We start from the raw sequence: 23063 nt of genomic DNA, 5'->3' as shown, positions 1-23063 counted from the left end.
CTATTTTTTAAAAAATCAACAGCGAACAACTAAATAAAAAGTTTTTTTGCGATAAATATCCATCGCTTTGTTAATATGTTCTACTAAAAAACTAATATTTAATTTTTTGTTTCAAAATAAAAACATAACTTCACTGTAATCTAAATCCTACTATAAAAACAGAAGTTATGTTAAAAAAACAAAAGAAGTATTTGTATTTATTTGTTCTAATAGCGATTATATCGTGCAGTGTCGATAAAAGTTCAGACATTGAAGAAATCAATAGCACTGCAATAACTAACCAAAAAGTTGAAAAAAAACCATACTTTATTGGAACAAATCCTACACCAAATGGAAAAAAATGGAAAACTGTTTACAAATTAACCGATGAGTTTAGTGATAACAAAATAAACTCAAAAAAATGGTATACAGACCCTAATGCTCATCCTCACTTAAAATGGCCTGGTCGTTTACCAGCTTTATTCCAATCCAAAAGAATAAAAGCAAATAAAGGTAAAATGACTATTGAAGTAGGAAAACTTGGAGAACCAAAAACAATAAGTCCTTATGGAAAACCTTTAACTTATACCTATTATGGAGGTATTTTACGTTCTAAAATAACCTCTACAGTAGGAAACTACTATGAATGTAGAATGAAAATGAGCAAGACAGAAATGGGTGGCGGCTTTTGGCTAATGGGTTATAACAATAATTGTAATAAAAAACATGAAATTGACATTACAGAGTCTGTAGGGGTCCTTACGCCCTTAACCGCAGAATGGGCAAGAAAAGCAAAATGGGATAAAATTTACCATTCTAACGCTATTCGTAGAGAAAATAAATGCCAGAAGGATTCAAAAAGAGCTCAAGGAGCGGTAACGACAACTACTAAAAATCATGAAAGATATTATGTTTATGGTTTTTGGTGGAAAAGTGCTACAGAACTTGTTTTTTTTCTAGATGGAAAAGAACAATACACTTTAACGCCTCCTGTTCCTTTTAATCAACAAATGTATTTACAATTCTCTATAGAGAGTTACGATTGGAATCCTATTCCTGCAGATGGAGGTAAAGTTGCAAGCGCTAATTTAAAAGATAGAACGTGCTACGTAGATTACATACGTACTTTTAAATTAATCAACAAATAACTTTAAGGCTATTAAAAAAAGTATAAGCCAATTGAAAACTAGCTTTTACTAACAAATTTCACGAATAAGGATGAACTGCGCTTTGCTTGTTGATCCCTAAAAGCTCCGCTTTGAAAACAAAGAATCCAAAATTAAAAAAGCAAGTAAACATTTATAAATTTCACGAATAAGGATAAACTGCGCTTTGCTTGTTGATCCCTAAAAGCTCCGCTTTGAAAACAAAGAATCCAAAATTAAAAAAGCAAGTAAACTTGATTTTTTAATTTTGGATTCTTTGCTTATTCGTGACCCCGGAGGGATTCAAACCCCCAACCCTCAGAGCCGAAATCTGATGCGCTATTCAGTTGCGCCACGGGGCCTTATCAGCTTATAAAAAATTAAGCTAATTTATTTTTTACTATAGTAGAAATTGTTTTACCATCTGCTTTACCTGCTAGTTGAGAAGATACCATACCCATTACCTTACCCATATCTTTCATACCATCTGCACCTGTTTTAGCTATTACATCTTCAACAACTTTAGCAATATCATCCTCAGACATTTGTTCAGGCAAAAACTGCCCTATAACCTCTGCCTGTGCTAATTCTGGAGCAGCCAAATCTTCCCTTCCTTGCTCTGTATAAATAGCAGCACTATCTTTACGTTGTTTTACAAGTTTTTGTATAATTTTTATTTCCTCTTCTTCACTCAACTCAGTTTTTGCACCTGACTCTGTTTGTGCCATTAGCAAAACAGATTTTATAGCTCTTAATGACTCTAAAGCAACGCTATCTTTAGCTTTCATAGCTGTTTTCATTGCCGTCATTACATCTTGTTGTAAGCTCATAATTTATAATTTTTAGGAACACGAAGATAAAAAAATAAACCCGAAAACAATTACTGCTTTCGGGTTTATACACTAAATTATATAGTTTAAAAACTACACTAATCTACATTATCATGTAAAAAAGAATTGTTAGAACGTAATTGGATATCTTCTCCGTCTTCACTTAAAGTGGTTCTTGAAATTCTATTTTCTGGGTTACTATCATTTAAATTAACACCTTGGCGTAAATAAGCTGGCTTATTTTCCATATCACTTGCTGTGTTAATGTTGTTTTTAAACTTATGATTAAAGTCTTTTAACTTTCTTCTACGCTCATCTGCTCTGTTTTTTAGCAAATCTTCAATTGGCGTATTCATAGGGTCTACCTCTACTTGTCTTTCTTCTGGCTCAGCAGCCGGTGCAGGTTTAGGCGTTGGAGCCTGAGTTGCTTTTGGAGCTACTGTTTTCTTCTCAAAAGCTAATTCTTGATCAACAATTTTAGGCTCAAATTTTTCAGCTTTAGACTTAGCACCTGTAAGTTCTTTTTCTAGCTCCATATAGTCATCTAAACTATATCTTTTTTCACCTTCTTTATTGTATTCTAATACAGGAACAACTTCTACATGGTCTTTAACGTCCATATCATTTACCTCTTCATCTAAACTAAAGGTAATTGTATGTTCTTGTTCATCTTCTTCTACTTTCTGCTCCTTTTTAGGAATATCAAAACTAAATGCAAACTGATCTTCTTCTTGTACAACCTTTACCTCTTCTGCATCTACAACATCAAAATCTCTAACATCTACTATAACAAAGTCTTCTTCTTTTGGTGCATCAGCAACTACTTCATCATAAAACACATTAAAGTTTTTTATAAAATTTGTTGTTGGTATCAAATCCATTTCTGGCTTTTCTTCCTCAAATAAAGTATGCTTTATTACTTCTGGCTCCGCAGGTGTAACTTCTGTTTTAACAGGACTAGTTTCTGGTTCTACAACATCGTATACAACATTAGCTGCAGCAGGCGTTAAATTATGCGTTGCTTTTTGCTCGTTTTCTAGAGTGTGAATTATTTTTTTAGATTCTGTGTTTACAATATCATCTTGCTGATCTACATTAAAACCCGTAGCAATAACAGTTACCGCAATAGCGTCTCCTAAGTTTTCATCTTCACCAACACCCATAATAATGTTAGCTCCATGACCAGCCTCTGTCTGTATGTGGTCGTTAATTTCCCCTATCTCATCAATAGTAATTTCCTGAGCACCGGAAACTATTAATAACAATACGTTTTTAGCACCAGCAATTTTATTATCATTTAATAATGGTGAATCTAATGCTTTCATAATAGCTTCTTGCGCTCTAGACGAACCAGATGCATTTGCAGAACCCATTATTGCAGTACCACTGTTAGATAGTACTGTTTTAGCGTCACGTAAATCTATGTTTTGTGTGTAGTGATGCGTTATAACTTCTGCAATACCACGTGCAGCTGTTGCTAATACTTCATCTGCCTTAGAGAAACCAGCTTTAAAGCCTAAATTACCGTATACTTCTCTAAGTTTATTATTATTTATAACAATTAATGAGTCTACATTAGCACGAAGCTTTTCTATACCAGTCTGAGCTTGCTGGCATCTCATTTTTCCTTCGAACTGAAAAGGCATTGTTACAATACCCACTGTAAGGATATCCATACCTTTTGCTTGTTTTGCTATTATTGGAGCAGCACCTGTACCGGTACCACCGCCCATACCAGCAGTAATAAACACCATTTTTGTATTGGAATCTAACATATTTTTTATGTCTTCCATACTTTCTATAGCAGCTTGTTCACCAACTTCTGGATTTGCACCTGCGCCCAAACCTTCTGTTAATGTAACCCCTAATCTTATTTTGTTAGGAACCGTACTGTTTTCTAATGCTTGTGAGTCTGTATTACAAACAATAAAATCTACACCATTTATTCCGGCCTGGAACATGTGATTTATTGCGTTACTACCACCGCCACCAACACCAATGACTTTTATTACGTTACTTTGATTTTTAGGCAAATCAAAAGAGATATTACTTTCTAATTCAGTGTTCTTGCTCATACTGTTATTTTACTGAGTTATTTTTTTTCAATTTTCAACTTATGCGTTACTCCGCATTATCTAAAAAGTCTTTCAACTTATCAGACCATTTTTCAAAAATGGATTTTCGTTCTGGTTTCACTTCTTTTTTGGTTGATGTGTCATTTGGTTCTTCAGTTTGGAAACCGTCTTCTTCCTGATTATTTTCTACTGCTATTTCTTTTTCTGCTTGAGCTTCCTCTAATGCTATTTCTTTGTTTTTAGCATTAGTTTCTATAGCATTCATTAATAAACCTACTCCTGTTGCGTATAGCGGACTTGCTATATCTTGAGTAGAATCTCCTGCTAAATGCTCATTAGGGTATCCTATTCTGGTATCCATACCCGTAATATACTCTACCAATTGCTTTAAGTGTTTTAACTGGCTACCACCACCCGTTAAAACAATACCACCAATTAGCTTCTTCTTTTGGTCTTCATGACCGTAATTTTTAATCTCCATATATACCTGCTCTATGATCTCTACAACACGAGCATGTATTATTTTAGAAAGGTTTTTAAGTGTAATTTCTTTAGGCTCTCTACCTCTTAATCCTGGTATAGAAACTATTTCATTATCCTTATTTTCTCCTGGCCAAGCAGATCCAAACTTAATTTTTAATAGTTCGGCTTGCTTTTCTATAATAGAGCAACCTTCTTTTATATCTTCTGTTATAACATTTCCTCCAAAAGGAATTACAGCAGTATGCCTAATAATACCATCTTTAAAAATGGCAACGTCTGTTGTACCGCCTCCTATATCTATTAATGCAATACCAGCTTCTTTTTCTTCTTGACTTAACACTGCGTTTGCAGATGCTAATGGCTCTAATGTAATACTGCCTAAATCTAAACCAGCACTTTTAATACACCTACCCACATTTTTTATAGATGATACTTGACCAACAACTACATGAAAGTTAGCCTCTAGCCTACCACCATACATACCAATTGGCTCCTTAATTTCTGCTTGTCCGTCTACTTTATATTCTTGTGGTAATACATGAATAATTTCTTCTCCAGGAAGCATAATTAATTTGTAAACTTGGTTTACAAGTATATCTACATCATCTTCATTAATAACTTGCTCAGAGTCTGGCCTTGTTATATAATCACTATGCTGCAAACTACGTATGTGCTGACCAGCAATACCAACAACAACAGAGCTAATTTTTAAACCAGAAGTTGCCTCTGCCTCTTCTACAGCTTGCTGTATAGATTTTATAGTTTGCGTAATATTGTTTACTACACCTCTGTGCACACCAAGGCTTTTAGATTTACCAATACCTAAAACTTCAATTTTACCGTATTCGTTTTCCTTACCAATTATGGCTACAATTTTTGTTGTCCCTATGTCTAACCCTACTGAATATTTACCTGGCTCCATAACTTAAATTTTGGTACACACTACTTGATTATTGTACTCTAAACTAACAGCTTTATAATTATTTAAAGCTTTATCTTTTGTTGCTTTACTATAAAAAGCCTTGTAATTATTAAACTTAGCTTTTAAATTTTCTACCTTCCCTAAACTAACCACATAATCCTCTAACCTAAGCTTAAGCTGAAAATCATTGTCCTTTGCAATATGAATACCAATAATGTTTTTCTTTAAAAAATCATCGGCATTAATAAAATTCAAAAAAGCAAAGCAATTTTGAAGACTATCATCTGTAATTTTACCAGTAATAATTGGCACCCTTGCAGAGTGGTTATTAGATAAAGGCATGCGCTTACCCTCGTCATCCAAATAAAAATTTGAATTTCCTTGAATACGCCCTATTGGTTTACGTTGTACAATTTTAGATGTAAGTTCCCCATTTACAGTAAGATAAACTTGAGCACTCTTCACCATTTTATTGGCTTCTAAAACCTTTTCTACTTTATTCAAAACTAGCGCATCTTTTGGCACGTTTGTAAGGCTTCCTAAATTTTGTATTAACAATTTATTAACCATCTGCTGAGTTATAAACAAATTGTCTTCGCCTAAAAACTCAACTGTTGTTTTTTCTATTTTTTTAGATTGATGCCTAACACCCGTAAAAGCGTATACTCCTAGCAATAAGAGCAATAAGAACACCAATTTTATGTAGCTCCAATTTACTTTCATATTACAAAAGCGTTTTTAATTTTATCAATCTCTTGTCCAATATCTCCAGCTCCCATAGCCACTAAAACTTCTGGATTCTGATTTTTTAGCTCATTTATCAATTCTTTTTTAGAACAGATTTTTTTATTCGGATTATTTATTTTACTCAACAACCATTCAGAAGTCACTCCTTCTATTGGCTCTTCTCTTGCTGGATAAATATCTAACAAAATAATACTTTGAAATTGCGATAAACTAGTTGCAAAATCATCTATAAAATCTTTTGTCCTAGAAAATAAGTGTGGCTGAAAAACAGCTACTGTTTTTTTATTAGGATGCATTTCTGACACCGCATTATACACTGCATTTATTTCTGTAGGATGATGCGCATAATCATCTATAAAAACAAAATCTTCATTTTTAATACGGTATGAAAACCTACGCTGCACACCTTTAAAAGTACCCAACGCAGCAGCAACCACATCTGGAGATTTACCAGCTTCTAAGGCCATAGCAAAAGCAACTAATCCGTTTAACAAATTATGTCTTCCTGGTTTGCTAAATTTAACTCCGTTTATAACAGAATCTGGTGTTCTTATATTAAATATATAAGAGCCATTTTTTATTTCTATATCTGTGATACAAAAATCAGAATCATCATCTATACCATACGTAATACCATCTAAAGGCAAACCGTTACACACAAACAATTTTCCGTCTGGTTCTAACCTGTTTACATAAGCAACAAAAGCGTCTTTTAAATCGTCTCCTGTACCATAAATATCTAGGTGATCTGCATCCATAGAGGTAATGCAAGCAACATTTGGAGATAGTTGCAAAAACGACCTATCAAACTCATCTGCTTCAACAACTGAATAATCTGTTCCCTCTAATAAAAAATTGCTATTAAAATCCTCCGATATGCCACCTAAAAAGGCAGTAATTGGAGTTCCTGAATCATATAACAAATGTGCTAAAATACTAGATGTTGTAGTTTTACCGTGTGTACCAGCAACCCCAAAACAGAAAGTATTTTTTGTGATAATACCTAAAACTTCAGACCTTTTTTTAACCGCATAACCATTAGTTACATAATAATTTAACTCTATGTGATTTTTAGGCAAAGCAGGTGTATACACTACCAGCGTATTATTTATATTTTTATAATATTCTGGTATAAGACTTACATTATCCTGATAATGAATTTCTATACCAGACGCAGCAAGTTCTTTGGTTAATGGAGTTTCTGTTTTATCATAACCAGCAACTTCTTTACCAATAAATTTAAAATAGCGAGCCAAGGCAGACATTCCTATACCACCAATACCCAAAAAGTAAACGCTATGTATATCTTTTAAATTCATTTTTTTAATAACTTACTAACTTCTAAAGCAATATTTTTTGTCGCATTTGGCAACGCTTGCTTTTTTATATTTTCTCCTAATTCTATTTGCTTTTCTTTATTGCTAAACAAATCCGTAAAAACAGTTTTAAAACTAGCATCTAACTCTTTTTCTCTTAATAAAATAGCTGCATTTTTATCTGCGTATGCCAATGCATTTTTTGTCTGATGATCCTCTGCAACATTTGGTGACGGAATAAAAATAACCGGCTTACCAACAATACTTAACTCGGACACAGAACCTGCACCAGCTCTAGATATAATAACATCTGCAGCAGCATAAGCAAAATCCATTTTATTTAAAAAATCAAACACTAAAACATTTTCATTCTGACACTCTTTATACTCCTCATAATACAACTTTCCACATTGCCAAATTACTTGAACATCTAAAGACGCAAACAAAGGCAATTGTTCTTTAATAAGTGTATTTACCCTTCTTGCCCCTAAGCTTCCACCCAAAACCAACAATACTGGCTTATCTTTTTTCAATTTAAAAAACTCTAAAGCTTTTTGCTTAGAGACCTTCATCTCTACCAAATCTTTACGAACAGGATTTCCTGTTTTTATAATTTTATCTGCAGAAAAAAAACGATCCATACCATCATAAGCAACGCAAATTTTTTGCACTTTACCAGCCAATAATTTATTGGTAACACCTGCATAAGAGTTTTGCTCTTGCAACACACACGGAATATTTTTACCCGCAGCAACGTGCAATAATGGTCCGCTTGCAAAACCTCCTGTACCAACTACTGCATTAGGTTTAAACTTTTTTATAATTTGCCTAGCCTTAAACAAACTACTAATAACCTTAAACGGAAACAACATATTTTTAAATGTTAGCTTACGCTGAAAACCAGAAATCCAAAGGCCTTCTATTTTGTACCCAGCCTGTGGCACCTTTTCCATCTCCATACGGTCTTTGGCACCAACAAACAAAAACTCAGCATCAGGATACATTTCCTTTAGCTCATTTGCTATTGCAATAGCCGGATAAATATGTCCGCCTGTGCCACCTCCAGATAATATAAATTTATAATTGTCCACTTAACACATCTAAAGGGTTAGACTCATCTACAACTTCTTTTTCTTTTACTGGGTTTTTATTACTTGCACTAAGCACAATGCCTATTGCTAAACACGTCATCCAGATAGACGTACCACCGCTACTAATAAGCGGTAATGTTTGTCCTGTTACAGGAAATAACTCTACCGCAACAGCCATATTTATAAATGCCTGAAAAACTATGGGTAAGCCTACGCCTACCACTAATAACTTACCAAACACACTTGGGTTAGCATTTGCTACCACAACTATTCTAAATAACAGTAACAGATAAAAAAACATCACCACCAAGCCACCAACTAAACCATATTCTTCTACTATAATAGCATAAATAAAATCTGAAGAACTTTGTGGTAAAAAGTTTTTCTGAACACTTTTACCAGAGCCTTTACCAAGAACACCGCCAGATGCAATTGCAATTTTAGCACGCTCTATTTGGTAATCCTCACTAGTATCTTCGCCATTAAAAAAGTTAGATATTCTATTCTCCCAGGTATCTATTCTATTTTCAAACAAATCCGGGACTGCCTTTGCAACCAAAATAAATAATGCCAAACAAGCAATACCCGTACCAACGATACCCAATAAATATTTAATAGGATAACCACCTAAAAAAGTTAGAGTAAGTACCATAAAAAAAATAATTGCTGCTGTAGAAAAGTTAGCTGGCAAAATTAAAACTATCACCAAAAAAACAGGAATCCACAACGGAAGTACACTCTCTTTAAAAGTAACTACCTTATCTTTAATTTTTGCTAAATAACGTGCCACATATATCATTAACACAACTGCTGCTAATGTAGATGTCTGAAACGAAAAGCCCACAAACGGAATGTTTATCCACCTACTAGCATTTGCCCCACCAATTGTTTTTCCTTGAGCTAACGTATACCCCAAAAGCAACAACACTATTGGCATAGCAATTATAGATAAGCCTTTAAAAAAGTGCATTGGTATTTTATGCACGCCGTAAATTATACCAAAGCCAAGCATTAATAAAAAAGCGTGCTTAACAAGGTGACTTACAGCCGTACCATTACCAACCACATACACCAAATTACTACTTGCGCTGTAAACTGGCAAAAACGAAAATAATGCCAATAGCGCAACTATGCCCCAAATAGCCTTATCTCCTTTTATATTTTTAAAATAACTTAACACTATACTTATTACTTATTTTTTACAAACTTTTTACTGCTGCTTTAAATTGATTTCCTCTGTCTTCGTAATTCTCAAACAAATCAAAACTAGCACAAGCAGGGGATAACAATACCGTATCTCCACGTTGACCAATTTTATAAGCCATTTTAACAGCTTCATCCATTCTTTGTGTCTCAACAACTAAATCTACAACATTCCCAAACTCTTCTATAATCTTAGAATTATCTACACCCAAACAGATAATAGCTTTTACCTTTTCTCTTACCAATGGCATTAACGACTTGTAATCATTTCCTTTATCTACACCACCAACAATCCAAACTGTAGCAGATTTCATACTTTCTAATGCATAATATGTTGCATTAACATTAGTTGCTTTAGAATCGTTTACGTAATGTACGTGAGCAATTTTTAAAACACTTTCTAAACGATGCGATGCACCCTGAAAGTTTTCAATACTAGCCCTAATAGTAGCTTTTCTAATATTTACTAATTTAGAAGCTGCTGAAGCTGCCATTGTATTTTTTAAATTGTGTTTACCTTCTAAAGCCAAGTTGTTTGTTGCCATCTCTATTGTATTATTTTGGGTCGTTATATGTATTTTATCATTCTTTAAACAAACACCTTCTTCAATTTGTTTTTCTATTGAAAATGGTATTAATTTTGATTTAACTGGGTGATTCTCTAGCCAACTTACAAGCACTTCATCGTCTGCATCATAAATTAAATAGTCTTCTTTTGTTTGGTTCTCTGCAATTCTAAATTTTGATGCGATATAGTTATCAAACTCATAATTATACCTATCTAAATGATCTGGCGTAATGTTAGTTATAATGGCTATATGTGGTTTAAAATCTACAATACCGTCTAATTGAAAACTACTAATCTCTAACACATAGTAGTCAAAGTTATTTTCAGACACCATTTTAGCATAGCTATCACCAATATTACCAGCCATACCAACGTGCAAACCTTCTTCTTTTAAAATATGGTTTACCATCATTGTAGTGGTAGTTTTACCATTACTACCCGTTATACCAATAATTACAGCATCTGTATATTTACTTGCAAATTCTATCTCAGAAATTACAGGAATACGTAGCGACAATAATTTTTGCACAAGAGCTACCTTGTCTGGTATACCAGGACTTTTCATTACCAAATCTGCATTTAAAATTTTAGATTCTGTATGCTGTTCTTCTTCCCAGTCTATCTCAAAATGTTTAAGAACTTTTTTATATTCTTCTTTAATTTTTCCTTTATCAGACACAAATACATTGTATCCTTTTTTTATTCCTAAAAGCGCTGTACCAACACCACTTTCTCCACCACCAAGAATTACTAACCTCTTCACCTATCTTACTTTTAAGGTTACAAAAGTTATAATTGCAAGAATTATACTTACTACCCAAAAACGGGTAACTATTTTACTCTCATGATATCCTTTTTTCTGGTAATGATGATGTAACGGAGCCATTAGAAATATACGCTTGCCCACACCAGAAACTTTTTTAGTGTATTTAAAATAACCTACTTGCAACATTACAGAAAGTGACTCCGCAAAGAAGATTCCGCATAATACAGGAATAATTAACTCTTTACGTATTATAATTGCTATTACAGCAATAACACCACCAATAGTTAAACTACCAGTATCTCCCATAAATACACTTGCAGGATACGCGTTATACCATAAAAACCCAATAAGAGCCCCTACAAAAGCAGCAATAAAAACCACTACTTCTCCGGACTTTGGAATAAACATTATATCTAAATAATCTGAAAATATAATGTTACCAGAAACCCAGGCAAAAATACCTAGTGTAAATACTATTATTGCAGATGTACCAGCCGCTAAACCATCTATACCGTCTGTTAAGTTTGCACCGTTAGACACTGCAGTTACAATAAAAATTACAATTGGAATAAAAATTAACCAAGCATAATCTTCTGCTCCTTCTCCCATCCAAGAAATTAGACTTGTATAGTCTAACTCATTATTTTTTACCAAAGGAACTGTTGTTGCCATTGACTTAATTTCTGGCACAGAAATAGGAGCCACTACAGACCCTTTTGTTGCTATACCGGCTATTGCATTTTCTTTAATAGTTACGCCAGGATGAAAATAAAGCGTACAACCTACAATTAAACCAAGCACAACCTGACCAAGAATTTTAAATTTCCCTTTTAATCCTTCTTTATCTTTTTTAAATATTTTAATATAATCATCTACAAAACCAATAACACCCATCCAAAGCATTGTTACTATTAACAATAAAATGTAGACATTATCTAACTTAGCAAACAACAAAACAGGAATTAAGGTAGCTAGTATAATAATTAAACCACCCATTGTTGGCGTACCAGCTTTTTGCTTTTGTCCGTCTAAACCTAAATCTCTAACCGTTTCTCCTATTTGCTTTTTTTGAAGAAAAAGAATAATTTTTTTACCATAAACAGTAGCAATCAACAACGACACAATTATTGCCATTGCAGCCCTAAATGTGATAAACTGAAACAGACTTGCTCCAGGCAATTGATACTCTTTCTCTAAAAACTCGAATAAATAGTATAACATATATTGTTTGTTGTGTAACTAGCTTTTTATTTTTCTAAACCGGTTAGTATTTCTTTTACAATTTTATAATCATCAAAATCTATGCGCACACCATTTGTTTCTTGGTATGTTTCATGACCTTTACCTGCTATTAAAATAATGTCTTTTGGTTGCGCCAACTGACAAGCAGTTTTAATAGCCTGCTCTCTATTTTCAATAGTTAAAACTTTACGTGTATTTTGCGCCTCTACACCAGCTTCTATTTCTTTTAGTATTTCTGATGAAGATTCTGTTCTAGGGTTATCTGATGTAAAAACAACCTTAGTGCTCATCTCTGAAGCAATATGACCCATAACCGGACGTTTTGACTTGTCTCTGTCGCCACCACACCCCACAACGGTGATGACGTCTTCATTTCCTGTCCTCAATGCATTGATAGTGTTCAGTACATTTTTTAAAGCATCCGGTGTATGAGCATAATCTACTATGGCAGTAATATTTTTACTAGATATGTAATATTGAAACCTTCCGTCTACATTCTCTAACTCACTCAAAAGACGTAGAATTTCCATTTTTTCTAATCCTAACAATTGTGCAGTTGCATATATTGCAAGCATATTGTAAGCATTAAAATCTCCTATTAACTTAGACCAAAGCTCATTATCATCAATCTTTAGTAATTGTCCGCTAAACTGATTTTCTAATATTTGAGCCCTAAAATCTGCGTATGTTTTTAACGCGTATGTCTGTTTTTTTGCCTTTGTATTTTGCAACATAACAGCACCATTTTTATCATCTATATTTGTTAGTGCCCAAGCGGTTTTTGGCAAACCATCAAACAATAATTTTTTAGTATCTCTGTATTCTGCAAAAGTTTTATGATAATCTAAATGATCATGTGATAAGTTGGTAAATATTGCACCCTCAAAGACCAAACCTTCTATTCTTTTTTGATGAATTCCGTGAGAACTGACTTCCATAAAACAAAACTCAACTCCGGCTTCACTCATTTCTGCTAAAGACTTATTTATTGTTAACGCATCTGGTGTAGTATGCGTAGTCTTAACCTCTTTATCATCTATCATTATTTTAATAGTTGACAACAAGCCTACCTTATAACCAGCTTTTTTAAATAACTGATACAACAAGCTACTAATAGTGGTTTTACCATTTGTACCAGTTACACCAACAAGTCTTAAATTTTTAGATGGAGTACCATAAAAATTAGAAGCCATTACAGCCAAAGCAGAATTACCATTTTTAACCTGTACATACGCAATACCATTAACCAAATCTTTTGGCATAGTTTCACATACAATAGTATTTGCGCCAGCGTTTAGAGCTGTAGTAATATAGTCATGACCATCTACAAGTGTACCTTTTACAGCAACAAACACATCGTCTAACCCAACTTTTCTAGAGTCAAAGCATATGGCATTCACCATAGTATCTGTTGTACCGTTTACTGCAACAATACCTACACCGTATAATATGTCTTTTAATAATTTCACAATAATTCTAACGTTATTTTAGACACTCCGCTTACAGCTGTTCCCTGAGACACAGATTGCGCTTTTACTTTTCCGTTTCCTTTTATATCTACTTTTATACCCATATTCTCTAAAAGAGATACTGCATCCATACCGCTCATCCCCTTAACATTAGGCACGGTACTATATTTTTTTTGCACACTTTTATAATATGCTTCATAATTACCATCTAAAGATTTACTAGTTACAGCTAAACCTTTTACTATATCTGTTTTTGGCGATGTTGCATATATTTTATGTGCAACCGATTTAAAAACTGGTCCGGCAACATCTGCACCATAAAAGCCTGCTTTTTTATCTGGGTCATGCACAACTACAATGCAAGAATACTTTGGCTCGTCTGCCGGAAAATAACCTGCAAAAGATGATATATACTGCAACTTATTTGGATCTTTAGCCACGTAGTTTTTTTGCGCAGTACCTGTTTTACCCGCCATAGAAAAATTAGGAGAATACAGTTTATGACCTGTACCTTTTTTACTTTCTACCACATTTTTTAACAAGGCCTGTACTTTTTTAACTGTTTCCTTAGAACATATAGACGGATTTATAACCTCTTTATCAAACTTATAAATAGTCTTATTCCACTCTTTAACCTCTTTTATTAATCTTGGTCTAACCATTTCACCACCATTAGCAATGGCATTGTAAAAAGTTAGTGTTTGTAAGGGCGTTAAAGACACCTCATACCCGTGAGACATCCACGCTAAAGAAATACCAGACCAACCTTTATCACCAGGATACCTAATAACCGGTTTTCCCTCTCCCTTAATAGGTAAGCCTAAATCTCTATTTAAGTTCATCTCCATTAAACGATCTACAAATTTTTCTGGATTGTTTTTATACCCATTATGTATAACCTTTGCAAAAGCTGTGTTAGAAGAATACTCAAACGCTTTTCCAAAAGAAATTTTACCATAACCACCCCATTTAGAATCACGTACAGTTCTATCGTAAATTTTCCAACGACCATTTTCTGTATCAACAACAGTACTTGTATCTATAATTTTATCTTCTAACGCTGCCACCATAGACACTAACTTAAATGTAGATCCAGGCTCAGAAGATTCTCCTACCGCATAATTAAGGCGTTCATAATACGTATTGTTTTTAGTACGCCCCAAGTTAGATATTGCTTTTACCTCACCAGTAGCAACTTCCATTACAATTACACAACCATGATCTGCATTGTATTTTTCTAATTGCCCTAATAAAGCGTGGTGGGCTATATCTTGTATATTAATATCTATTGTAGAAACAACATCATACCCGTCTTTTGGCTCCACATCATTATCCGGACCAATAGGTTTCCATTGCCCTTTTGCAATTTTTTGCTTTAACCTTCTTCCTTCTTCTCCACGTAAATACTCTCCAAAAGCACCTTCTAAACCAACTCTAGTATAGTGCCCCTCTTCATCCACACGCTCATAACCTACACTACGCTCTGCTATTTTACCTAAAGGATGTTCACGTACTGTTTTTTGCTCCACTATAAGACCTCCTCTATTTGGACCTTTTTCAAAAAGAGGAAACTTTTTAATTTTTATATAATCCGAATAATCTAGGTTACGAGCAATAAGCTTATACCTATTTTTATTAGACCTTGCTTTTCTTAATAATTGCTGATAATAAGATGACGGTTTCTGAAACATTTTACCCAAAGCATCAGACAACGGTTTTATATTATCATTAAAATCTGAATTACGAACCGTTACCGCATCAAACCTAATTGTATATTTAGAAACAGATGTAGCCAACAAACTACCATCATCAGAAATTAAATTACCCCTATTTGGCTCTATAACAAAAACACGCTCTGTACGCTCCATAGCCAACTTACGGTACTTATCACCGTTTACTACTTGTATGCTAATTAGCTTTACAGCCACTGCAATAGCAAACAGAAACAGAAAGCCTGCAACTATATACAAACGAGTTAATATGTTTTTTTCTGATGTAGCCACTACTTAACAGGTATTACTCTTATTTTTTTAGGAGGAGTCTCTGACGGATATAAATCTCTTTTTTTCACCTCTTCAATAATTGAAGACTCTAGCTTTAATTCTTGTAAATTAGAACGTCCATCTAAAAACTGACTACGTAACTCTTTTACCTCTTCACTTAAAGCCGCAATTCTATGCACTTTTGCATCTGCACTATGCGCACTAGCAATCATTAAAGCAGCTAAAAAAGCCGCAAAAAGGATAAACATCCAATTTTTAGGAGCGTCTCCGCTCACTAAAAACTTACCTTTTAATATGTCTAACAATCCTTTTCTCATCACTTACGCTCTGCAATTCTTAATTTTGCACTTCTTGCTCTGTTATTCAAAGCAATTTCTTCTTTAGACGGTACAATTAATCCACCAACCTTTTTAAACGGAACATCTATATTACCGTAAAAATCTTTTTCTGGCTCACCTTCAAACTGACCAGCTCTTATATATCTTTTAACCAACCTATCCTCTAAAGAGTGATAACTAATTAAACTTAACCTACCGCCAACTTCTAACAAATCATTAGTTTGCTCTAAAAACTCCTTAATAACCTGAATTTCCTGATTAACCTCTATACGTATAGCTTGGTAAATTTGAGCTAAAATTTTATGCTCTTTAAATGCCGGTAAGTACTTTTTTAAAACCTGCTTTAGTTCATCTGTAGTTTTTATTCCACCATCTTCTCTATGATCTATAATTGTATTTGCCATAGCATTTGCGTTTCTTAAATCGCCATACTGAAACAATACTTTTCTTAAATCATCATAAGCATAGGTATTTACCACATCATAAGCAGAAACGGTATTCTTCTGACTCATTCTCATATCTAAATCAGCATCAAAACGAGTAGAAAACCCTCTTTCTGCCTTATCAAATTGATGAGAAGAAACTCCAAAATCACCCAATATTCCATCAACCTTACGTATGCCGTGGAATTTTAAAAACTGTCTTATATATCTAAAATTTTCGTTTATCAACAAAAACCTATCATCATCTAAAACATTAGCAAGCGCATCTTCATCTTGGTCAAAACCAATTAACCTACCTTTTTGCCCTAGCCTACTTAATATTTCTTTAGAATGCCCGCCACCACCAAAGGTTACATCTACGTACACTCCGTCTTCCTTAATATTAAGTCCGTCTACAGACTCCTTTAATAAAACTGGATTATGATAACTCATCTTCTTCACCTCCCATTACTTCTTCTGCCAAATCCGCAAAATTCTCTGCGTCTTCCTCAATTACTTTTTCATAACTATCCTTATCCCAAATTTCAATAATATTAATAGCAGAACTCAACACCACTTCTTTGGTAATATTTGCTATTTCGACTAAATTTTTTGGAATTAATAGACGCCCTGTAGCATCTAACTCTACAATCTTAACCCCTGCAGAAAAACGACGTATAAAGTCGTTATTCTTCTTTTTAAAGCGGTTTTTCTTGTTCATCTTCTCCATAAGAAGATTCCATTCTTCCATAGGATACAACTCTAAACAAGGTTGAAAAACAGAACGTTTTATAACAAAACCTTTGTTTAGAACACTGGCCATCTGACCCTTAAGAGCAGAAGGTACCATGACCCTACCCTTAACGTCTGCTTTGCACCCGTATGTTCCTATAAAGTTTACCATTTAAAATCAGCTGAATTTTAAAACTGATATCAAAGATAAAAAATAATACCACAATTTACCACTAAATACCACATTGTTAATAAGTTTCCCCACCTAAGACATCACTTTTAGACTAACATCCTAATAAACAGGATGTAATGTGGTGGTAGAAATCTATATTTATCTACAAAAAAGAATGACGATTCTTTTTACGGAAATGCCTATATTTGCTACTTAATAGCATAAGAGCTATCCTATTAATGGAAGAAAAGATTATTACAGAAGGCAAATACAGATATATAGAGATTGGGGAGGGAACACCACTAATTATTTTACACGGATTAATGGGTGGATTGAGTAATTTTCAAGGTGTTATGGAACATTTTCCTGCAAAAGGGTACAAAGTTTTAGTACCAGAACTACCCATTTATGACAAGCCTTTACTAAAAACTACTGTAAAAAGTTTTGCCAAATTTGTTCAAGAATTTATTACTCACAAGGGACTAACAGACGTTATTTTGTTAGGAAATTCTTTAGGCGGACACATTGGTTTATTACATACAAAGTTATACCCAGACACTGTTAAAGCACTAGTTATAACAGGAAGTTCTGGACTTTATGAGAGTGCTATGGGTGACGGTTACCCAAGAAGAGGTGATTACGACTTTATAAAGAAAAAAGCACAAGATGTTTTTTATGACCCAGAGGTAGCAACTAAAGAAATAGTAGATGAAGTTTTTGCAACAGTTAACGACCGTATTAAACTTGTAAAAACATTAGCCATTGCTAAAAGTGCCATTAGACACAATATGGCTAAGGACTTACCAAATATGCACACTCCTACTTGTATTATTTGGGGTAAAGATGACACTGTAACACCACCAGATGTTGCAGATGACTTTAAAAAATTATTACCAGACTCTGATTTGTATTGGATTGAAAAATGTGGTCACGCACCAATGATGGAGCATCCTGATGAATTTAATACCATATTAGACAACTGGCTACAAAAGCGAAATTTGTAAGCTTAACTCTTTAAAAATACTATCTTGAAAATAAAATCTGCCAGCTTTGTAATGAGTAACTCCAACGTAAGGTCTTGCCCAACAGACCCTATACCTGAGTACGCCTTTATTGGTAGATCTAATGTTGGAAAATCTTCTTTAATAAATATGCTAATGCAAAAGAAAAGCTTAGCAAAAACATCTGGAAGACCTGGAAAAACACAACTTATCAATCACTTTAAAATTAATGAAAATTGGTTTTTAGTAGATTTACCAGGCTATGGGTACGCACGTGTTTCTAAAAAAGAAAAGAAAACTTTTCAAAAATACATTACAGATTACTTTAAAGAAAGAGTACAACTTGTTTGTGCCTTTGTTTTAGTTGATATACGACACGAACCACAAAAAGTAGACTTAGAATTTTTAGAGTGGATGGGCGTAAATCAAATACCGTTTGCATTAATTTTTACAAAGGCCGATAAACTAAAACCCCAAGTAATACAAAAGCAAGCAGACAACTATATTAATGCCTTACTAGAAGGTATTTGGGAAGATGCCCCACAGTATTTTATTACATCATCATCTAACAACCTTGGAAGAGAAGACGTACTAGAATATATAGGTGGTATAAACGAAAACTTTTACGCAGCTACTGCAAAAAAATAAAATTACACTTTAGACTTTATTGCCTTTATTAAATCTTCTGCCTCACCAAAAGCGTTTAACTCTTTTGTTGAAATAAAACTATTTAACTTACCACCTTCCTCTTTTAAAATAATAGGTAAACTTGTATTTAAGATATTAGCACCTTTATACATTGCTTCAAATTCATCTTTGTGCAAAAACACAAATTCTAAATCAGTTTCTTTTCTAAACTTTTTCCAAACAGTATTTTCTGTAAACACACCAAAAGTAATATCACACAAATTACAATTATAAGTAGATGGACTAAATATTTTATGTGCACTGTCTAACATAGAGTTACCCAGACCCGAATTTGCATTATAGATAAATATAATTTTAGTATTCATAATTTACTTTTTTAATTAGTCTTAACTTAAATCTATGCTTACAGTGCAAAACAACTAATGTTTTGTTAATTTTAATGACAACAATTTTCTTCACAAAATAAAAAAAGGTACATTCGCACAAGCTATGATTTTCAATAAAATTACATTATCGGTTTTTAGCCTTGTAATGATTGGGTTCCTATTACTAGGATCTCAAAACATACATACACTAGCTTACCACTCTGATGATCATAGTGATTCTATAATACATTGTGAGCAATGTGATTTTATTTACACAAACAACCAGACCTCTTTTCTTGATTATGGTTACACCACAATACAGACGCCTTATATTTTTACCGAAATAAATGCTAGTTTTTATACAGATTACAAGCAGCCACAGGTTAAAAATATAGCTACGTCTTCCTATTTAAACAAACCACCTCCCACAGTTTAATTACTCTCATTTTTATCTTCTTAAATATTTTTAGAAGATTATTATCATTTACACAACAATACATTATTATGCGCTACACGCTAACAATACTATGTATTTTAGTGTCTCAGTCCTTTTTATTTGCTCAAGACTGCTCTAACATTCTTTTAGGAGAAGTAATAGATTTTCATGACAAAACACCTTTGACAGACGCTATTATACAAGTAAGAGGAAACAAAAAACAGGTTTACACAGATGAATTTGGAAAATTCACCTTAACAAACCTCTGTAACGGTACTTTAGAGTTAGAAATTTCTCATTCAGAATGCACAACTCGTTTTATTACAGTAGAAATCAATGGAAACACCCACAAAAAAATAACTTTAGAACATCATTTAGAACAGTTAAATGAAGTTAAGGTTACAGGATCTACTATTACTGAAACAAATTCTGCTCAAGAAAAAATTTTAAAAACAGAACAATTAGAACGTTTTGGAAGTAGTAACCTAGGTGATGCACTTAAACAAATAAACGGAGTATCTAGCTTAAATACAGGTTCTAACATTGTAAAGCCAATAATACAAGGTCTAAGTGGTAGCCGCATACTTATAATTAATAATGGCACACGTATGCAAGATATGGAATGGGGTGAAGAACACGCCCCAAACATAGATATTAATGCTGCCAACAAAGTCACCATTGTTAAAGGAGCCGCTGCACTACAGTATGGTGGTGATGCCATAGGAGGAGTCATTTTACTTGGACAGAATAGAATTCCTAAAAAAGACACTATTTACGGTAAAACATTATTAAATGGAGTATCTAACGGCAGAGGCGGAAACATTTCTACCGAACTTACAAAAGCATATGAAAATGGTTTTTACATTAAAGGACAAGCATCTTATAAAAAATTAGGTGATGCAGAAGCTCCAGATTATATTTTATCTAACACAGGAGTTTCTCAATTTGGCACTAGCATAGATTTTGGAAAACTTGGTTTTGAGAGTGGCTGGAATGCCTTTTACTCGTACTTTGATACAAACATTGGTATTTTAAGTGCATCTCACATAGGCAATGTAGACGATCTAATAACCGCTATTAATAGTGATGAGCCAAGCAAAATAAAAGACTTTACCTATAATATTAAAGAACCTAGACAAAGTGTAAAACACCATTTAGGAAAACTTAAATACTATAAGCGTTTTGAAGGCCTAGGAAAACTAAATGTACAATATGACATACAACAAAACCATAGGTTTGAGTATGATATACGTACCGGAGAAGACAAAGGGGAAGCGTCTTTAGACCTTAAGCTTACAACGCAAACACTAGCAGCAGATATTACTATTGACGCTTTTGAAAAGCAAAAGTTTTCATTCGGTATTCTAGGGAGATATCAAGAAAATTTTGCCAATCCAAAAACTGGCGTACGTCGTTTAATTCCTGACTACGAAAAAGTCGATTTTGGAGTTTTTGCAACTACAGAATATAAACTTTCTGATGCCACCACTCTAGATGCTGGTATTAGATTTGATTATAGTAAAATTGATGCCCAAAAGTTTTACATAACATCTAGATGGCAAAGACTTGAATATGATAAGGATTTTAGCGATATAGTTACAAATGATAAAGACCACGGAACTCAGCTTTTAACAAACCCAGTATTTAGCTACCATAATTTTTCTGCATCTGCTGGCTTAAAACATAAGTTCAGTAATGAAAATCAGTTTAGATTTAATTACACTTTAGCGCAACGCGCTCCAAATCCGTCTGAATTATTTAGTGATGGTCTTCATCATTCCGCTGCCCGTATAGAATTAGGCGATTTACGCATAAAGAGTGAAACGTCACACAGAATATCATTAAGCCTAAGCAAAAACGCTTACACCTGGGGTTACGAAGTTGAACCTTACCTAAATCTTATATCAGACTTTATAATTTTAGAGCCAATTGATGTGGAGCGCTCTGTACGTGGTTCTTTTCCTGTGTGGGAATACCATCAAAAAAATGCACGTTTAATGGGGATAGATGCATCTATCTATAACAACTGGACAAGCAACTGGAGAACAGATCATAAATTTTCTATAGTTAAAGGAAAAGACAAATCTAATGATGCTGCTTTAATTAACATCCCGTCTGCACGTTTACAAAACGGAATTGCGTTTACAAAACAAGAGTGGCATAACTTTACTATTGGACTACAGAGCGAGTATGTTTTTCGTCAAAACGAATACCCTGACAATATTATGGTTTACTCACCAGAACAAGATAAAGAAGTAGAATTAGAAATAAATACTGCACCAGATGCTTACCACCTATTAAAATTAGACACAGAAATGAAGTTTAACTTAAAAAACAGCAAAGCACTAACTATTGGTCTTGGCATAACCAATTTATTAGATACAGAATATAGAGACTACCTTAATAGACAACGTTATTTTACAGACGATTTAGGAAGGTCTTTTACACTTAGATTAAAATTAAATTATTAACATTTAAACAATTGACAAAAATGATTACAACAAACACAATTTTTAAAAACATTAGAAAAGCAAGTTTAATTGCATTCTCTAGTATTGCTTTAATCTCATGCTCTGATGATGACGATACACCAGAAGCAGTAAATGAAGAAGAAGTAATAACAACAGTAATAGTAAAACTTACACCGGAAGCAGGAGGAACTGCAGTAACTCTAATGTCTAAAGATAATGATGGCGCTGATGGTCCAGACGCCCCCGTAGTTACAGTTGAAAACTTAGCAGCTAACACAACCTACAACGGTACCATTACATTACTTAATGAAACCGATAGCCCTGCTGAAGATATTACTTTAGAAGTTAAAGAAGAAGGTGATGAGCACCAATTCTTTTATACTGTTTCTGGAGCTATTAGTGGTACAGAGTACACAGATATGGATGAAAATGGTAACCCTGTAGGTTTAGAGTTTAAAGTAACAACTGGTGATGCTGGCGCAGCAACATTAAGAGTTACTTTAAGACACGAGCCTAAAAAGCCAAACGATGGCACTACCGCAGATGCCGGTGGAGCAACAGATGTAGAGCAAACCTTTTCTCTTACTGTAGAGTAATTTACTCTTAAAATTTAAAACTAAAAACTCCCTGATTTCTCTG

The 23063-nt window shown here is 33.7% G+C and carries 21 protein-coding genes and 1 tRNA gene; 6 read left to right on the top strand and 16 right to left on the bottom strand.

Going from position 1 to position 23063, the window contains the following annotated elements; all coding sequences use genetic code 11:
* Positions 1-167: 167 nt before the first annotated feature.
* The gene (locus ABJD66_RS03795) at positions 168-1127 is read left to right on the top strand and encodes a glycosyl hydrolase (protein WP_348128401.1); all 960 of its coding nucleotides are present in this window, start codon (positions 168-170) and stop codon (positions 1125-1127) included.
* Positions 1128-1412: 285 nt separating this feature from the next.
* Here the strand turns inward: ABJD66_RS03795 and ABJD66_RS03790 are convergent.
* The 15 genes from ABJD66_RS03790 to mraZ form a co-directional block, all read right to left on the bottom strand.
* Positions 1413-1486 (bottom strand) — tRNA-Arg (locus ABJD66_RS03790).
* Positions 1487-1504: 18 nt separating this feature from the next.
* Positions 1505-1954 carry a GatB/YqeY domain-containing protein gene (locus ABJD66_RS03785; protein ID WP_303540822.1) on the bottom strand — a complete coding sequence of 150 codons (450 nt, stop codon included), beginning with the start codon at positions 1952-1954 and terminating at the stop codon, positions 1505-1507.
* 98 nt (positions 1955-2052) lie between these two features.
* Positions 2053-4029 carry a cell division protein FtsZ gene (ftsZ, locus tag ABJD66_RS03780; RefSeq protein WP_348128397.1) on the bottom strand — a complete coding sequence of 659 codons (1977 nt, stop codon included), beginning with the start codon at positions 4027-4029 and terminating at the stop codon, positions 2053-2055.
* Positions 4030-4075: 46 nt separating this feature from the next.
* Positions 4076-5434 carry a cell division protein FtsA gene (ftsA, locus tag ABJD66_RS03775; RefSeq protein ID WP_348128394.1) on the bottom strand — a complete coding sequence of 453 codons (1359 nt, stop codon included), beginning with the start codon at positions 5432-5434 and terminating at the stop codon, positions 4076-4078.
* 3 nt (positions 5435-5437) lie between these two features.
* Positions 5438-6157, bottom strand: coding sequence for a hypothetical protein (locus tag ABJD66_RS03770; protein WP_348128392.1), 720 nt, complete (start codon positions 6155-6157; stop codon positions 5438-5440).
* A complete protein-coding gene (murC, locus tag ABJD66_RS03765) occupies positions 6154-7500 on the bottom strand; it encodes a UDP-N-acetylmuramate--L-alanine ligase (RefSeq protein WP_348128389.1) in 1347 nt (448 codons plus the stop codon). Before murC ends, ABJD66_RS03770 begins: the two co-directional genes overlap by 4 nt.
* Positions 7497-8588 carry an undecaprenyldiphospho-muramoylpentapeptide beta-N-acetylglucosaminyltransferase gene (murG, locus tag ABJD66_RS03760; protein WP_348128385.1) on the bottom strand — a complete coding sequence of 364 codons (1092 nt, stop codon included), beginning with the start codon at positions 8586-8588 and terminating at the stop codon, positions 7497-7499. Before murG ends, murC begins: the two co-directional genes overlap by 4 nt.
* Positions 8575-9768: an FtsW/RodA/SpoVE family cell cycle protein gene (locus tag ABJD66_RS03755; protein WP_303540813.1), complete on the bottom strand. Its 1194-nt coding sequence runs from the start codon at positions 9766-9768 to the stop codon at positions 8575-8577. The genes murG and ABJD66_RS03755 overlap by 14 nt, the downstream gene beginning before the upstream one ends.
* 19 nt (positions 9769-9787) lie before the next feature.
* Positions 9788-11122, bottom strand: a complete 1335-nt coding sequence (gene murD / locus ABJD66_RS03750; RefSeq protein ID WP_100893745.1) for a UDP-N-acetylmuramoyl-L-alanine--D-glutamate ligase — start codon at positions 11120-11122, stop codon at positions 9788-9790.
* Entirely contained in the window at positions 11123-12346 is a 1224-nt protein-coding gene (mraY, locus tag ABJD66_RS03745) for a phospho-N-acetylmuramoyl-pentapeptide-transferase (protein WP_348128381.1), read from the bottom strand.
* Positions 12347-12372: 26 nt separating this feature from the next.
* The gene (locus ABJD66_RS03740; RefSeq protein WP_100893747.1) at positions 12373-13836 is read right to left on the bottom strand and encodes a UDP-N-acetylmuramoyl-L-alanyl-D-glutamate--2,6-diaminopimelate ligase; all 1464 of its coding nucleotides are present in this window, start codon (positions 13834-13836) and stop codon (positions 12373-12375) included.
* Positions 13833-15839, bottom strand: coding sequence for a penicillin-binding protein (locus ABJD66_RS03735; RefSeq protein WP_348128377.1), 2007 nt, complete (start codon positions 15837-15839; stop codon positions 13833-13835). The genes ABJD66_RS03740 and ABJD66_RS03735 overlap by 4 nt, the downstream gene beginning before the upstream one ends.
* Positions 15839-16156, bottom strand: coding sequence for an FtsL-like putative cell division protein (locus ABJD66_RS03730; protein WP_348128428.1), 318 nt, complete (start codon positions 16154-16156; stop codon positions 15839-15841). The genes ABJD66_RS03735 and ABJD66_RS03730 overlap by 1 nt, the downstream gene beginning before the upstream one ends.
* Positions 16156-17052, bottom strand: coding sequence for a 16S rRNA (cytosine(1402)-N(4))-methyltransferase RsmH (gene rsmH / locus ABJD66_RS03725; RefSeq protein ID WP_348128374.1), 897 nt, complete (start codon positions 17050-17052; stop codon positions 16156-16158). The genes ABJD66_RS03730 and rsmH overlap by 1 nt, the downstream gene beginning before the upstream one ends.
* Positions 17039-17503, bottom strand: a complete 465-nt coding sequence (gene mraZ / locus ABJD66_RS03720; RefSeq protein ID WP_348128372.1) for a division/cell wall cluster transcriptional repressor MraZ — start codon at positions 17501-17503, stop codon at positions 17039-17041. Before mraZ ends, rsmH begins: the two co-directional genes overlap by 14 nt.
* 239 nt (positions 17504-17742) lie before the next feature.
* Between mraZ and ABJD66_RS03715 the strand changes: the two genes are divergently transcribed.
* Together ABJD66_RS03715 and yihA are read left to right on the top strand one after the other, a co-directional pair.
* The gene (locus tag ABJD66_RS03715; protein ID WP_100893752.1) at positions 17743-18507 is read left to right on the top strand and encodes an alpha/beta hydrolase; all 765 of its coding nucleotides are present in this window, start codon (positions 17743-17745) and stop codon (positions 18505-18507) included.
* Positions 18508-18531: 24 nt separating this feature from the next.
* Complete coding sequence (gene yihA, locus ABJD66_RS03710) at positions 18532-19152, top strand: ribosome biogenesis GTP-binding protein YihA/YsxC (RefSeq protein WP_100893753.1); 621 nt, start codon at positions 18532-18534, stop codon at positions 19150-19152.
* A 2-nt stretch (positions 19153-19154) separates the two neighbouring features.
* On the opposite strand, the gene ABJD66_RS03705 is transcribed toward yihA, so the two are convergent.
* The gene (locus tag ABJD66_RS03705; protein WP_348128368.1) at positions 19155-19517 is read right to left on the bottom strand and encodes a GTPase; all 363 of its coding nucleotides are present in this window, start codon (positions 19515-19517) and stop codon (positions 19155-19157) included.
* Between the two features lie 124 nt (positions 19518-19641).
* Between ABJD66_RS03705 and ABJD66_RS03700 the strand changes: the two genes are divergently transcribed.
* The 3 genes from ABJD66_RS03700 to ABJD66_RS03690 all read left to right on the top strand — a co-directional run bounded on the left by ABJD66_RS03700 (position 19642) and on the right by ABJD66_RS03690 (position 23020).
* Positions 19642-19953, top strand: a complete 312-nt coding sequence (locus ABJD66_RS03700) for a hypothetical protein (RefSeq protein ID WP_303540797.1) — start codon at positions 19642-19644, stop codon at positions 19951-19953.
* 68 nt (positions 19954-20021) lie between these two features.
* On the top strand, positions 20022-22424 hold the full coding sequence (locus ABJD66_RS03695; RefSeq protein ID WP_348128365.1) for a TonB-dependent receptor: 2403 nt from the start codon (positions 20022-20024) through the stop codon (positions 22422-22424).
* Positions 22425-22444: 20 nt separating this feature from the next.
* Positions 22445-23020, top strand: coding sequence for a type 1 periplasmic binding fold superfamily protein (locus ABJD66_RS03690; RefSeq protein ID WP_348128362.1), 576 nt, complete (start codon positions 22445-22447; stop codon positions 23018-23020).
* Positions 23021-23063 lie beyond the last annotated feature (43 nt).

The sequence above is a fragment of the Cellulophaga sp. genome, from assembly GCF_039943695.1.
Lineage (GTDB): Bacteria > Bacteroidota > Bacteroidia > Flavobacteriales > Flavobacteriaceae > Cellulophaga.
Note: the sequence above shows the minus strand (reverse complement) of the source record. Positions and strands in the feature narration are given on the sequence as shown.

Bases quoted from the DNA above. Each gene is read 5' to 3' on its own strand.
- ABJD66_RS03705 (WP_348128368.1), bottom strand. From the start codon at position 19,517: ATGAATACTAAAATTATATTTATCTATAATGCAAATTCGGGTCTGGGT.
- ABJD66_RS03785 (WP_303540822.1), bottom strand. From the start codon at position 1,954: ATGAGCTTACAACAAGATGTAATGACGGCAATGAAAACAGCTATGAAA.
- ABJD66_RS03795 (WP_348128401.1), top strand. From the start codon at position 168: ATGTTAAAAAAACAAAAGAAGTATTTGTATTTATTTGTTCTAATAGCG.
- ABJD66_RS03700 (WP_303540797.1), top strand. From the start codon at position 19,642: ATGATTTTCAATAAAATTACATTATCGGTTTTTAGCCTTGTAATGATT.
- ABJD66_RS03730 (WP_348128428.1), bottom strand. From the start codon at position 16,156: ATGAGAAAAGGATTGTTAGACATATTAAAAGGTAAGTTTTTAGTGAGC.
- ABJD66_RS03770 (WP_348128392.1), bottom strand. From the start codon at position 6,157: ATGAAAGTAAATTGGAGCTACATAAAATTGGTGTTCTTATTGCTCTTA.
- ABJD66_RS03695 (WP_348128365.1), top strand. From the start codon at position 20,022: ATGCGCTACACGCTAACAATACTATGTATTTTAGTGTCTCAGTCCTTT.
- ABJD66_RS03715 (WP_100893752.1), top strand. From the start codon at position 17,743: ATGGAAGAAAAGATTATTACAGAAGGCAAATACAGATATATAGAGATT.
- ftsZ (WP_348128397.1), bottom strand. From the start codon at position 4,029: ATGAGCAAGAACACTGAATTAGAAAGTAATATCTCTTTTGATTTGCCT.
- murC (WP_348128389.1), bottom strand. From the start codon at position 7,500: ATGAATTTAAAAGATATACATAGCGTTTACTTTTTGGGTATTGGTGGT.
- ABJD66_RS03690 (WP_348128362.1), top strand. From the start codon at position 22,445: ATGATTACAACAAACACAATTTTTAAAAACATTAGAAAAGCAAGTTTA.
- ftsA (WP_348128394.1), bottom strand. From the start codon at position 5,434: ATGGAGCCAGGTAAATATTCAGTAGGGTTAGACATAGGGACAACAAAA.
- mraY (WP_348128381.1), bottom strand. From the start codon at position 12,346: ATGTTATACTATTTATTCGAGTTTTTAGAGAAAGAGTATCAATTGCCT.
- rsmH (WP_348128374.1), bottom strand. From the start codon at position 17,052: ATGAGTTATCATAATCCAGTTTTATTAAAGGAGTCTGTAGACGGACTT.
- mraZ (WP_348128372.1), bottom strand. From the start codon at position 17,503: ATGGTAAACTTTATAGGAACATACGGGTGCAAAGCAGACGTTAAGGGT.